Consider the following 13,836-nt stretch of genomic DNA (forward strand, 5'->3'; position numbering starts at 1 on the left):
TGATATGACAATCGAAGAGGGAAACCGGAAAATCAAACCGGGTAAAATCGTCTGCGTGGGCCGCAATTATGTGGAACACATCCGGGAACTGGGGAACGAGATTCCCGGGGAAATGGTTCTGTTTATGAAACCTTCCACTTCAATTACCGGTGAACTGGTAAGCGTCCATTGCGGCGAACCGCTCCATTATGAGTGCGAGATCTGCTTTCTTTTCGAAAAGGGCGGATTTTCCCGGGCTGCAATCGGTCTGGATCTGACCAAACGGGGGCTGCAGAGCCGTCTGAAAGAAAAAGGTCTCCCCTGGGAACGGGCCAAAGGTTTCGACGGGGCTGCTCTTTTTTCTCCTTTTGTTCCTTTCGACGGTGATTATTCCAGGCTCTCCCTGGTATTGGAAATAGACGGAAATACGGTGCAATCCGCTTCTACAGACCTGATGATGTATAAACCTGATGAAATCCAGAAAGAAATAACCTCATTTATAACTCTGGAAGATGGCGATATCGTTATGACAGGAACTCCGGCCGGCGTCGGTACGGTCGAGAAAGGAAAAGTATTCAGAGGCATTCTTCTGGAAGGGGGAACCATTCTCTCCGAAAAATCCTGGACTGTTTCAAACTGAAAAAAAAGACTTTTTTAAATAAACTTTTTTACCTCTGGTCCCGACCCTTTCGTCAGGAGAGTTGAGGATACCTTGACCGGATTTTATTCAAGTTGTTCTCCGTGCTGTGCTCCAGTTTTAATTCCCTCAGGATCTGGCTGTCTCTTCCTGCCACTTCGGCTCTGAGATTCCAGATCCTCCGATCGACGACGAGTCCTTTTGCGGGGCATAGCCCGCTGACGCACGCCACATCGTTCTCCGACAGCAAAAGGGGTTTGGAACCGCATAAAGGACAATCCTTCAGTTCCATATTCAGTCCCCTCCGTCACTGAGAATTATAACCCGGTTTATTTAAAAATCAAATCATTTTCCCGTAAAATCACTTAAGGATATGCACGAGGCTTCATGGAAGGATGAACCGAGACGGGATAAGACATCTTTTATCTCTTTCTCCTCTCCTTCCACTCCCAGAACGGCATAGGCTTTGTTCCCCCGTTTCCCCAGCTGGAGATTCTTGACATTCACATTGACCGAGGCCAGAGCCGACAGAAGAATCAACAGCACGCCTTTTGAGTTTTTATGGCTTGTGATGATCATACAGGAGCTGATGGGAATATTCATCTCGATTCCGTCGATCTCCAGAATTGTCGGATTATCTTTCTTGGAACTGCGAAGTGGAAACATATCCCGCTCTTCAAGGGTCAGAAAGCTCCCGGGACGGGTGCTGGAAGCGAATTCCAGGGCATCATTCAGTCTGTCTTCCTGCCCGCTGAGAGTGAGGAAGGCCGTAGCTGTTCTATCATTGCTGTAATCGAGCCAGGCTGTTTCCACATTGATGCTTTCCGAAGCCAGTGCGTTGAAGAGCAGGGACAGAACACCCACGTCATCCCGGTGATGAGAATAGAGGCCTTTCATCATAACCTGGTTCTTGACTGCGCTGTTCTTATCGGAAACAGTGATGGATTTCTCGCCGGTTCTCGCCCTGATAATCGACGTGTCTCCCGAAGCGGTCGAACCGGGGAAATCGGAAAGGAGATCCCGGAATTTTCCTCCGAAGGAGAGATTGGGCAGACGAAGAGGTACGGACCGGGAAAAACGTCTTTTCAAAAGCTCGATGGCCAGGTTCAGGTAGTTATAGTGCTCTTCCGAGTATTCCCGTTCTTTTACGGGATGCTTTATGGGAATTCCGTTCCGGTAGCTCAAATACCAGGTGTATCCCGCTTCGGCGATGTAATCCAGAGCCATCTTGTAGTTCCGGCCGTAATCTTCGGCATGATGGCAGTCCGTTCCGATCGTGACGGGAATGTTCAGAGCTCTGGCCCGCTTTAAAACAGGCAGCTGGGGGTAGATGCCGCAGCCTTTGACATGACCGGCCATATTGACATCCAGAGAGAGATTGTACTCGCTTATCTTTTCCAGCAGGAGGCGCATTTTGACCGCCTCCGGTTCATCGGAATCATCGAGTTCCGCAAAGCATTCGGGGAGTCCCGTATAGAGTTTGGGGAGATCGATATGACCGACGACATCGATGATTTTGTAGGTTGTGTCGACCATTTCCATCATCTCCTCCAGGTATTCGACCCAGAGCCGGCTTTTGTCACCCCTTCTCTCCAGCAATCTTTCCGTCTCGGCGATTGAACCGTCGTAAGCGATTTTCTCTTTGGAAAAGTGGATAGATCCGATGACAAAGTCGATTCCGTCGGCCTGGAATATTTTGGATTTGTTCCATTGAAGACCCAGATCCGTGCCGAGCCACTCCAGCTCTATTCCGTGAATTATCGTTATCCGGTCACCGTATTTTTTTTTGAGTTCTTTTATATTGTTTCCATACCGGAAGTAAGCGGCATCGCCGCGGATGAATTTAATATCGGTGCGCCGTTCCGCGTCATAGCGGTAACCGGTCAGCCGCGGCGTGTGGACGATGAATGTGACTGAAGGGTGCCCCATATCAATGGCTTTCCGGACAATCTCTTCCAGATTGTCGATGCCGTGCTTCAGATGGTCTTTGCCGGTTCCGGCGTGTATTCCGTGAGTTTCATAGACAAACATGGTCTATAATAGAATTCTTTTGAAAATACTGTATATAGAAACAGATGATTTTTTTAAGAACTCGTTTTTTTCCTTTCCAGAAATTCATAGAGCGCCGGGATAAAAAAGAGGGTGATAAATGTCGATGTGAACATACCCCCCAGAATCACCTGTCCCAGAGGCGCGTACATCTCCGCTCCATTACCCCGGCCCAGCGCCATGGGAAGGACCCCTAGCATGGTTGTGAGCGTTGTCATCAGGATGGGCTGGAGCCGTGATCCGGCGCTTTCCAGCAGAGCTTCCCTTATGGTCATTTCCTTTTCCCTGCGGAGAAGGTTGGTATAGTCCACCAGAATAATCGCATTGTTGACTACGACGCCGGACAGGGCGATCAGTCCCAGAAAGGCTATGAAAGACAGCACGGAACCGAACAGGTTGAGTCCGAATACCAGCCCGATGAGGCTGAAGGGATAGGCCGCTATGATGATAAAGGGCTGGCGGAATTTTTCGAACTGAATGACCATGACGGCGTAGACCAGGAAAAGGGCGATCAGCAGTACGGTTATCATGCCGGGCAATTCGTCTTCCAGCATTCCCGCCGTTCCACCGGTACCCCTCGTAATAGTCGACGGAAAGGCTATTTCCTCCAGTTTGCTGTTCATCCGCTTGTCTATGGCCGTTACGTCTTCACCGAAGTAGTAGCCTGTAATGGAGGCATGGTATAGTCTGTTCTCACGGCTTACCGCTTCGGGCGTTCTTTCCATTTCCATTTCCGAGAAGGAGCTGTAGCTTATATTGCTCCCCATACTGTTGAGCAGGTGCATCCTGTTCATTGTGTCGGAAGTCAGCGGTTGCTCATGCAGGTCTGATATAAGGGTAATGTCCCTTATGACCTCGCCGTCGCGGTAGGTGCCTACCGTGTCGCCCAGGTAGAGAACGGTTCCCGTCGCCGCCGCTTCATAGGTGCTGAGTCCCAGCTGGCCGATTCTATAGGGGTCTATGACAAATTTGAGTTTCATATTATCGGCCCCGGCGCTGTTATCCGCATAATAAACCGAGGGGTCCTGCCTGATTATGTTTTCCACTGTTTCCGATGCCAGTTCAAGCTCTTCGAAATCGGGACTGTAGAGATCGACGATGTAGCCGCGGCCTCCTGTGGCATAGGTTATCAGCGTATCGAGGCCCCCGTTGAAGAAAAGGGCTTTGACATCAGTCACGCTGCTGTTGATTTCCGCCGTCAGGATTTTATTGATCTCATGGGTGCTCTTCTCTCTCCGGTCAGCCTGGACGAGGAGAACCGAGCCCGTGGCTCTGCCCGGGGAAATCTCGAAAAACATGGTTTCTATCCCTTCGACACGGTCCCGTATGATTTTTTCGATCTCATCTGTTTTTTCTCTGCTTTTTCCCAAAGTGTATCCCGCGGGATATTCCAGATGGATTTCTATCTCTCCCGTATCCAGAGAGGGGAAGACATTCATGCCCAGAGTCTGAAGGGATAAGCCGCTGATGATCAGGACCGCCGCGGCGAAGGTGAAAATAAAACTCTTTTTATCGAGCATTTTTTCCAGTCCGCTTTTGTAGAGATCCGACAGCTTATCCAGCCAGTTGTGTTCTTTCTCCCCGGACGTTCCGGGCAGGTGAGCCGAAAGGAAAGGGACGACTATAAGCGAAACGATGAGGGACGCGGTGAGGCTGAGGATAATGGTTATGGCGATATTCCCGAAGAAAATTCCGACTATTCCTTTGAGGAAGAGCATGGGAATGAAAACGCTTATGGTTGTCAGAGCCGACGCGAGAACGGCGTTGCCCATTTCCATCGCTCCCTTGATGGATGCCGTTTTTTTATCCAGCCCTTCACTCATGTGCTTGTGAATATTTTCCATAATGACGATGGAGGCGTCGACCACCATGCCTATGGCAACTGTCAGGCCCGCCAGGCTGAGAAGGTTGAGCGAGAGACCGGCCAGCTTTAATCCGATCATGGAAAAGAGAATGCTCAAGGGGAGAGACACGGAAATATACAGGGCGAAGCGGATATTTTTCAGAAACAGAAAAATGACGACAAAGGCGAGAACGATCCCCAGCAAAAGAGATTTGCTTATGGACCAGACGGCGTTGAAGGTCACACGGCTTTCATCCTGGATATAGTTGAAAGCATCCACATCGGTCCGTTCATCGGCCAGGCCCGACAGGATTTCTTTCGCTTCCCTGATGATTTTCAGGACATCTTCGCCATCGCGGCGATACAATTTGATAAGGATCGTCTCTTCACCGTCGGCAATGAGAAGCGAATCTTCAACGGGAGGAAGGAGCTCTATGTCCGCAACGTCTCCCAGATAGATCGGACTTCCCGCCCGGGATCCCACAATCAGCCGTTTCAGATCATCGAGAGATTGAAAGTTACCGGCTGTTTCCACGACCAGGCTCTTTCCGCGGTATTCGACGGATCCCGCCGGGAGCGAGCGGTTATTGCTGCCGATTATCCGGCTGACTCCCAGAACCGAGAGATCCAGGGCTTCCATTCTGCCGGAATCGAGAGTAATGCGCACTTCATTTTTGCGGCCGCCGATCACTTCCGCGTTAGCCACGCCCTTTATGGAAGACAGCGCGGGAACCACCATGTCCTCAGCAAAAAGCGTCTGCTGGTCTTCGGTCATGGGGCTGTCCATAATAAAGCTGAGTATGGGAGAGGCGTTTGAAGCTTCCATTAACAGAATAAACGGTTCGCCGGAAAGACCTTCGGGAAGATCGGATTTGATTCTGTTGATTTTTTCCCTTATGGAAGGGAGAACGGTATCGGCATTCACGTCATCGGAAAACTCCAGTTCGATAATCGAAAGGGAATCCGATGACTTGCAGCTGATGGAATCGAGCCCCGACAGCGTCGCCAGCTGTTTTTCAAGAAGTATGGACACTTCGTCGTTGACCCGGTCCGCATCGGCTCCGGGATAGACGGTAATGACATGATACATGGGCATATTCACGTCGGGAATAAAGGCAATGGGGGTACTCATAAAAGAGAGGACGCTGAATATGAGAAGGGATATCATCGATATGATGACAATGGCCGGATGCTTAACGGCGAAGCGGGAAATTTTCATCAGTTCGCGCTCCCGCCGATTACCCTGACTTCCTGGCCCTCACTTAAAAAATGCTGCCCCTCCACAATAAAAGCCTTGTCGGCCAGGTCGCCGGAAATGGCGAACCACTCGTCTCCGTTGAAAATTTCTCCGGGAGTGAGGGAGTGTACCAGATTCTCATCATCCACATACCACAATTGTCCCTTTCTGGTTAGGGCGCTATAGGGAAGGGATATCTGATCATCTCTTTTGTCGAGGATGAAACTCACTTCCATATACATTCCGGGAACAAGTTGTCCGCTGTCTTCAAGCTTGACTGTCACCTGAAATTTCATGGTGCCCGGAGATATGAAGGGAGACACATATTCTATTTTTCCCCGATAGATTTTCTCTTTGTCGCCCGATCTGTACACTTCCACGGCGAGGTTTCCCTTCTTCTGAAAATACTCATAATACTTTTCCGGTATGTCAGCCTTGATTATCTTTGAGTCCCGGGTGGCAATGGACATAAGATTGACCTGAGAGGATACCAGGATGCCCGGCTCCACATTGACGCGCTGAACGATTCCTTCAATGGGAGATTTAACGCGGCTGTATTCGTACTGGACTCTGGCCAGTTCATACCGGGATTCCGTCGCCTTGTAATTGGTTTCCACTGTCTGGAACTGCTGTTCGCTGATCAGGCTCTTTTCATACATGGTTTTGTAGCGGTTCATATCATCTCTGGCCAGATTAAGGGCCGACTGGGCCTGCTGGAGATTCAGAAGGAGGCTTTCGTTTTCCAGAACGGCGATCAGCTGTCCCGCTTCAACTCTCTGCCCCTCTTCTACGGGAACCGATTGAAGGACCCCTACGGCCTGAGGATATACGGCAACAGTATGGTCGCTTTCCACAAAACTCCGGAAACTGATTCTTTTTTCCAGAGTTCCGCTGCGGGGATTCATGGTGACGACCGGGACTTTAATCTCCTCAATCATCTGCTCCTGTTCGCGGTTTCCGCTTTTCCAGGTGAAAAAGATGATACCGGTCAGAACCAGGACCATTACAATAGATAACTGAATCCGAATACGCATATGAGCCTCCGCTTCTATACTATTAAATTGCCGGGAGGCTCCCCAGAGCCGTTTGTCACTGTTTTTGTCACCTCTTTGTCATATTCGGGGAAAATCTGTTTTATCAGAGGTTAGGTGATGCTAGAATCGGTATATGAAGACAATCAAACTGGAGCCGGGATGGCTGAAAATATACGGAGCCATCCACGGGTTGAAGGTTCTCTACTACATGATAACTCTTCTTTCTTTTTTTACGGAGAGCTTCACGCTCTGGACCAAATCCTTCCCCTTTCATGTAGCCCTGATTCTGCTTCTGATCAATATTTTCCTTCTTGCCCTGCCCATGCTCCGGCCCTTTTTCAGAGGGAACAGGCTCCGGTTTTATCTGGCTTTTCTGCTGGCCTGGGATTTCTTTCTTATTCTGGCTGAATATTATTACCATCTGGCTTATCTCTACAGCGACAGGTATTTCCTCTCGGCTATCGGCATTATGCCGCCCTATCTGTCAGCGCTGGTTCTTCTTATGCTCGTCGCATGGCAGTATCGCCGGCGGATGTTTATTCTTATAGTCGTACTCCGCATGGTTCTGTCGATATACATCATCTCCCTTTTAAACGAACTTGAAGGATTGAAATGGATTATCTGGACTCTCTTTGAAACGGCAAGCCTTTTTATAATGGGCGGAATTGTCTTTTTTCTGGTCAGCCAGCTGAAAAAACAGCGGGAGGATCTGAAGTCCATGAACAGGCAGATCACGCGGCACGCCGCCACGGCGGAGGAATTGGCCGTCAGCTGGGAGAGAAACCGGCTGGCCCGGGAGCTTCACGATACGCTGGCCCACAGCTTCAGCGCCCTGGCTGTCCAGCTCGAAGCGTGCCGCAGGTTTTTGGAACAGGATAGGGATAAAGCTAAAAAATTCCTGGAGGAAGCCCATAAGATTACGGTTGGCGGTTTAAATGATACCCGTGCTGCTCTGAAGGAGCTGCGTTCCGCTCCTCTGGAAGAAATGGGACTTGTTCTGGCTTTACGAGAGGCTGCCGTGAAAGCGGCGGATCGTTGCGGAGCGGAACTTGAGCTGGATCTCCCCGAAGCCGCCTTATGTACCATCCCGGAAAGAGAGGAGCAGATGATCTACCGCATTGCCCTTGAAGCTCTGGAGAATGCTGTCCGCCATTCCGGGGCTTCTCATCTTTCGTTCAAATTCAGTTTCTCCTCCGGTTCCTTCTGTCTGAAGATTTCCGACAGGGGGCAAGGTTTTGATGCGGGGGAGCCGCATGAGGGAAAATGGGGGCTGATCGGCATGGCAGAACGCGCCGGACTGATAGGAGCGGTATTTACTGTTAAGTCTCGCTCGGGGCAGGGGACGGAAATTATTCTGGAAAAGTCAGGGAGCGATTATGAAAATTCTCATTATTGATGATCAGCAGGTCGTCTGCCAGGGGCTGGCAGCCATTCTCGGCAGCGAAGAGGATATGGAAATCGCCGCACTGGGCGCCAACGGCAGGGAAGCCCTGGAACTGGCTGATGAAACCGGTCCCGATCTCATCCTTATGGATCTCAATATGCCGGTCATGAACGGAGTTCTGGCAACTAAGGAAATTAAATCCCGGCACCCGTCCATTCCCGTTCTCATTTTGACCACATATGCTACGGACCAGTGGCTTTTCGACGCTCTGCGGGCAGGCGCTGACGGCTATCTTCTCAAGGATATCAGCAGTGAGCTCCTCATCGAGGCGGTCCGCCGGACAGTAAAAGGAGATTCCTTTCTCGATCCCCAGGTGACGGGGCGGGTTATGAAGGCTTTCGCCTGCGCCGGTTTCCCCATGGAAAAAAGCATCCCCGATGATTTTACTGATAGAGAGATGGATGTGCTGGAGCTACTGGTCAGGGGGCTATCCAATTCCCAGATTGCCGAAAGGGCCAATCTGGCGCCGGGAACGGTTCGCAATTACATAAGCCGGATTCTGCAGAAACTGGGAGCGGAAGACCGGATACAGGCAGCTCTTCTCGCCGTTAAAAGAGGACTGGTCTCCTCCGAAAGGCCTTTTTGAGAAATCCCGACCCGACGGGTGCTCAAATCCTCATTTTCAGTCCATAATGGAGTTATTAAAAAAAGAGGAGCCTTTATGAGCAAAAACTATACGCAGCAGCTGCTCGATCAGCTGGAAGATATAAACCGGATCCCCCGGAAGTCGGGAAACCGGGGGCCTATTACTGAATATTTTAAAAAATGGGCAGCGAAACAGGGCTTCGCCTGCCGGGAAGACCATGTCCAGAATCTGGTTATCGAAGTTCCGGGAACAAAAGGGTATGAAAACTCTCCCGTCGTCGTCCTTCAGGGCCATACCGATATGGTCTGTGAGAAAACGCCCGAATCCGCTCATGATTTTTCGAAAGATCCCATCGAACATGTTATCGAGGGAGACTGGCTGACCGCTAAAGACACCAGTCTCGGCGCCGATAACGGAATCGGTCTGGCCATGGCCATGGTCGCAGCTACCGATGACGCTATTGCCCATCCTCCTCTGGAGCTGTTGTTCACCACTGACGAAGAAGTTGGACTGTGGGGAGCCGATGAAATAAAACCGGATTTTTTCAAAGGGCGGATCATGATTAATCTCGATTCGGAAGAGTTGGGGATTTTTACATTGGGTTGCGCCGGCTCAGTCGTCAGCCATATCGATTACAAAATGGAGACTACAGGCTGTGCGAGGACTCTGACAGGCCTGACTCTCAAAGTCGGGGGATTTCGCGGCGGACATTCCGGCCAGGATATTCATAAAGAGAGAGCTAATGCCACTGCGGAACTGATTCGCGGGCTGGAATGGCTCAGCCGGGAAACGCCTATCCGTATTGCTTCCCTTTCAGGCGGCTCGGCTATGAATGCCATTTCCCGTTCCGCCGAAGCCTTGATTGTTGTTCCCGGAGAAAAAAAGAACGCCGTTGAAACAGCATGGTCCCAGTTCGGCTCGATGATAGCTGCAGAAAACAATGTGGTGGAGACAAGCGCCTTCGGGGTCGCCAAGGAAAGCGCTGTTCCCGAAAAAGCTTTTTCAGAAGATGACAGCCGCTCGCTGGTGGAGAAGCTGAGGCTCGTTCCTCATGGCGTCCTCCATATGAATGCCGAATTGCCGGAACAGCTTGAAACCTCGCTCAATTTCGGAGTTCTCCTGACAACGGAAAAGGGAATCCGCATCACAACCATGCAGCGGAGCGCCGTAAAGTCGAGACTCCAGGAGATTACCGACCGAGTTGAGACTTTTGCCCGCATCACCGGTGGAAAGTACACTCTGGAAATCTTCTCCGATCCCTGGCAGCCCGACTGGAAGAGCCCTCTGGTCGCCAAGAGCTGTCAGATCTGGGAAGATATGTTCAAGAAAAAACCGCTACTGGAAGTGACCCACGGCGGTCTGGAATGCGGTGTCATCGGTAATCTGATCGGCGGAATGGATATGATCTCTTTCGGACCGGATATCGAGGATCCCCATTCTCCTGACGAGAAACTGCGAATATCTTCTGTGGAGCCGGTATTCGGCTTTCTGATAAAACTGCTCGAAGAGCTTAAGTGAGGCAAAGCTATATGAATCCTATTGAAGAAATATTGAATCAATTTAAAGAAGTTCCACTGGAAGCGGACCTGGAATCGCTTCCGGAAGATGTCCGCTCCGCATTGCCTTACATCCGTCAGGCTATGGACCTGGTTACACGAATCTTTCTGAGACAGCAGCACGAACACCTTCCCGAACACTACGATTCAGTCATGAAAGGCGAAGATGAGTGGAGAAAGCGTTTCTACGAGCTCTTTAAAGGACCGTGGAATCAGTTGACCGACTTTAAATCGGAATATCCCGATGTGAACAACAGAAGCGCCGGCTGCGCCTTCTACCCCGAAGACTGGGCTAACGCGAAGATTAAGAAAACCGTTGAGGCCATGAGCGGCCCTGAAAAAGAAGCGGCCATGGATACATACACCGTGCTGCGTGATAATAAGGGCAAACTTGAGGCTATCCCCTATCATGTCTATTATGCCGAAGAGCTGGGTGAAGTCTTTGATCTGCTCGAAAAAGCCGCTGATATGGTGGAACACGAAGGTCTCAGCTCCTATCTTATCAACAGGGCGGAAGCGCTGGTAAGCGGTAATTACAGGGAAAGCGATGCCGAGTGGGTCCGGCTCACCGACAGCCCTGTTGATCTGGTTATCGGGCCCTATGAAGTATATGCCGATGCCCTTTTAGGTGTGAAAGCCACCTATGAGAGCATGCTTATGGTTGTAGACCGGGAAAAGGGAAATGCCCTGAAAGAGATCGAAAGTAATCTGGAGAATCTGGCCGCGGTTTTTCCTGTTCAGTCGGGAGCGAAAGCCGCTGTGGGCGGTGTGGCTCCCATCGTCGTCGTAGACCAGATATACTCCGGGGGAGAAGCGGCTCAGGGCGTTATGGCTGCCGCATTCAATCTCCCTAACGATGCCTGGGTCCGCGGTAATGTGGGCTGGAAGCAGGTGATGCTCCACAATGTCATGAAAGCGAAATTTACAGTCGGCACAAAAGAGATCGCAAAAAAGGTTATGCACGGAGGAGAAAATGTCGATTTCGACCCCATGTTCACCTTTGTCCTGCTCCATGAAATCAGTCACGGTCTGGGACCGGCTTATAGGGCTGACGGCAGAGAGACCGCCAAATGCATCGGTTCATCCTACGTGGCGATCGAAGAGACGAAAGCCGATACGGGAGCACTTTATCTCATTCTGAAACTGGGCGGGCAGTACGGCATAAACCGGTATGACAGCGAAGTCCTGCTTAAAACCTACCTGGCCGGCCTGTTCCGGTCCATGCGCTTCGGCGTTCACGAGGCCCACGGGAAAGCCAATGTCATTCAGTTCAACTGGTTGAAGGAGAAAGGTGTTATTACCAGAGACGGCGACCGCTTCGCCATCAATGCGGAAAACATACAGAATGTGGCGGAGGAACTGCTGGTGAAGGTCTGTACCATCGAAGCAGCCGCAACACCGGAAGAAGCCGAGGATTTCCTCAGGGAATACGGCACTCCGGGAGAAGATATTCTCAATGCCATCGGGAAGCTGAGCGATATTCCGACTGATATCAAACCTGTCTTTCCCGAGTTCTAAATTATCCGTTCAGAGGGGGAACCGCTTCACCGTTGAATCGGCAGATTTATGGTAAAAACGGTTCCTTCTCCCAAACGGGATTTGACGAACAATTCACCATTATGCGTTTCGGTAACGATAAAATAAGAGACACTCAGTCCCAATCCCGTTCCGAGACCTTCAGCTTTAGTCGTAAAAAAGGGTTCGAAAACTTTTTTACGGATTTCCTCACTCATTCCCGGACCGTTATCCTCTATTTCGATGGAAATCATATTTCTGTCTTTAAGTAAGGCCGTCCGAATGATGAATCTATGGGTCTTTTCCGGTTCTCCCTGCATGGCCTGGGCACCATTCCTGAGCAGGTTGAGAATGACCTGCTGGATTTTGCTGCTTTCGCAAACGAGAGGAGGAAGATTCCCGCAGTAGTCTCTTTGAATTTCGATCTGCCGGAAATCATAATCTTTCTTCAGATCGTAATCCGTTACAGCGAGCTTGATGGTTTTGTCTATCAGTTCTTCCATATCCTGGCTTGATGCCCTGTCATTTCCCTTGCGGGAAAAACTCAACATATTATCGACTATTTCCGTTATCTGTCTGCCCGATGCAGCAATGGATTCAAACATTCTGGGAATGTCGCGGAGTTTCATGTAGTTTGACATTTTTTCGAGATCGATTCCCGCTTCTTCCGCCTTAGTTGCATTGGCCGCGACAGAAGTTCCGCCCATCAGTCTTTTTTTCAATACCGAGATGGTCTGGATTATTCCGGCCAGAGGATTATTTATCTCATGGGCCATCCCGGCGGCCAGGCCGCCGACCGAAAGCATTTTTTCACTCTGTATCATGACATCGTGCATCATCACTTCATCGGTAATGTCACGAATAAGAATGACAGCGCCTTTAAGGTGCATATGTCTCTGGGGATAAATGGAATAGTTGTAGTAGCGTTCCCTGCCGTCATAAAGAACGCTTCTTTTCTCGATCTGCAGAGTTTTCTTTTCTTCCAGCACCGGTATGACCATATCGCTGGATAGTATTTCCGGGGGAAAGACATCGGAAAAAGCCGCTCCGGTCGCTTTGTCTGCCGTAACATCGGTAAACTGGGCTGTACTCCGGTTCCAGTGGGTAACGAGCCTGTTTTCATCTACAGCAATTACCATGGAACTGACCGAATCGAGTATACTCTGCAGAAGCGACTGAAGATAGTTCATTTTCCTGAATCGCGTATCTAGCTCCGAAGACATGCTATTGACCGCTTTGGCCATTCTGCCTATTTCATCATCTCCTTCGATATCGGAATGAACCTGAAAAATGCCCTTCTCAACGAGACTGAGGTTTTCCGTCAGTATATTGATAGGGCGGGCTATAGACCGTGACAGGATATAGGCGACAGCAAAGGCAACAAAAAAACCGGTAAGAACCAGGACCAGGGCGAACAGGAGAAACTCCATCGTGTGCCGGTTTATTTCTTCGAAACTGGTGATAAAACCTTTCTGATAGTGGGCGGCAATAGAATCAAAGAGATCGAAAAGACGGTTTTTCCGCTCCAGAAATGTATTCAAAGCGTCCGGGTGATCGGCCAGGTTCCTGTTTCCGCCGATCTGAGCCACCCATTTAGCATGGAGAAGGAATTCCTGAAAACGATTTCTCAAGTTTTGCGAGTCTTCGGGAGATTCGCTGTGCAGTCTGGATAGAGACTCCAGTTCGTCATAAAAGACGAGTGCATGACCATCGATTGCACTTTCATCGATCCGGTCGGATCTGTTGAGAAGATCCGTGAGAATTTCGCTGTAAATCAGATTGATTTCCAATCTGATCGTATTGATATGACGCTGGCTGCTGAAGATCTTTCCGGAAAGATCGTTGAGGTTCCTGTTGGAGTTTATGGAGTAAATCGTACCCGCCAGACCAACTGACATGAGAAATAAAAGATACAAACTGAAAGCGGCCAGAAGGCGGTTTTGAATTTTCATATTT

General features: G+C 50.1%; 10 protein-coding genes. 5 read left to right on the forward strand and 5 right to left on the reverse strand.

All coding sequences use genetic code 11. The annotated features are described in order from the left end of the window. Nucleotides 1-4 precede the first annotated feature (4 nt). The gene (locus HNR50_RS11060) at nucleotides 5-619 is read left to right on the forward strand and encodes a fumarylacetoacetate hydrolase family protein (RefSeq protein ID WP_184746828.1); all 615 of its coding nucleotides are present in this window, start codon (nucleotides 5-7) and stop codon (nucleotides 617-619) included. Nucleotides 620-671: 52 nt separating this feature from the next. On the opposite strand, the gene HNR50_RS11065 is transcribed toward HNR50_RS11060, so the two are convergent. The 4 genes from HNR50_RS11065 to HNR50_RS11080 are packed head-to-tail and all read right to left on the reverse strand — an operon-like array spanning nucleotide 672 to nucleotide 6,779. Further along, entirely contained in the window at nucleotides 672-908 is a 237-nt protein-coding gene (locus HNR50_RS11065) for a hypothetical protein (protein ID WP_184746829.1), read from the reverse strand. 53 nt (nucleotides 909-961) lie between these two features. Next, nucleotides 962-2,647, reverse strand: coding sequence for a histidinol-phosphatase HisJ family protein (locus tag HNR50_RS11070; RefSeq protein WP_184746830.1), 1,686 nt, complete (start codon nucleotides 2,645-2,647; stop codon nucleotides 962-964). 53 nt (nucleotides 2,648-2,700) lie between these two features. Further along, nucleotides 2,701-5,727 (reverse strand): efflux RND transporter permease subunit, encoded by a 3,027-nt coding sequence (locus HNR50_RS11075; protein WP_184746831.1) that lies wholly within the window; start codon nucleotides 5,725-5,727, stop codon nucleotides 2,701-2,703. Continuing rightward, nucleotides 5,727-6,779 (reverse strand): efflux RND transporter periplasmic adaptor subunit, encoded by a 1,053-nt coding sequence (locus tag HNR50_RS11080; protein ID WP_184746832.1) that lies wholly within the window; start codon nucleotides 6,777-6,779, stop codon nucleotides 5,727-5,729. Before HNR50_RS11080 ends, HNR50_RS11075 begins: the two co-directional genes overlap by 1 nt. Nucleotides 6,780-6,912: 133 nt before the next feature. On the opposite strand from HNR50_RS11080, the gene HNR50_RS11085 reads away from it, so the two are divergent. The 4 genes from HNR50_RS11085 (at nucleotide 6,913) to HNR50_RS11100 (ending at nucleotide 11,883) form a co-directional block, all read left to right on the forward strand. Further along, nucleotides 6,913-8,175 carry a sensor histidine kinase gene (locus HNR50_RS11085; RefSeq protein WP_184746833.1) on the forward strand — a complete coding sequence of 421 codons (1,263 nt, stop codon included), beginning with the start codon at nucleotides 6,913-6,915 and terminating at the stop codon, nucleotides 8,173-8,175. Next, nucleotides 8,156-8,809 carry a response regulator transcription factor gene (locus tag HNR50_RS11090; protein WP_184746834.1) on the forward strand — a complete coding sequence of 218 codons (654 nt, stop codon included), beginning with the start codon at nucleotides 8,156-8,158 and terminating at the stop codon, nucleotides 8,807-8,809. The genes HNR50_RS11085 and HNR50_RS11090 overlap by 20 nt, the downstream gene beginning before the upstream one ends. Nucleotides 8,810-8,884: 75 nt before the next feature. Next, nucleotides 8,885-10,327 (forward strand): beta-Ala-His dipeptidase, encoded by a 1,443-nt coding sequence (gene pepD / locus HNR50_RS11095; RefSeq protein ID WP_184746835.1) that lies wholly within the window; start codon nucleotides 8,885-8,887, stop codon nucleotides 10,325-10,327. A gap of 11 nt (nucleotides 10,328-10,338) precedes the next feature. Continuing rightward, nucleotides 10,339-11,883: a dipeptidyl-peptidase 3 family protein gene (locus HNR50_RS11100; protein WP_184746836.1), complete on the forward strand. Its 1,545-nt coding sequence runs from the start codon at nucleotides 10,339-10,341 to the stop codon at nucleotides 11,881-11,883. A gap of 26 nt (nucleotides 11,884-11,909) precedes the next feature. Here the strand turns inward: HNR50_RS11100 and HNR50_RS11105 are convergent, their stop codons facing one another. Next, a complete protein-coding gene (locus HNR50_RS11105; protein ID WP_184746837.1) occupies nucleotides 11,910-13,832 on the reverse strand; it encodes an ATP-binding protein in 1,923 nt (640 codons plus the stop codon). Nucleotides 13,833-13,836 lie beyond the last annotated feature (4 nt).

It is taken from the genome of Spirochaeta isovalerica (assembly GCF_014207565.1).
Taxonomy (GTDB): domain Bacteria; phylum Spirochaetota; class Spirochaetia; order DSM-2461; family DSM-2461; genus Spirochaeta_F; species Spirochaeta_F isovalerica.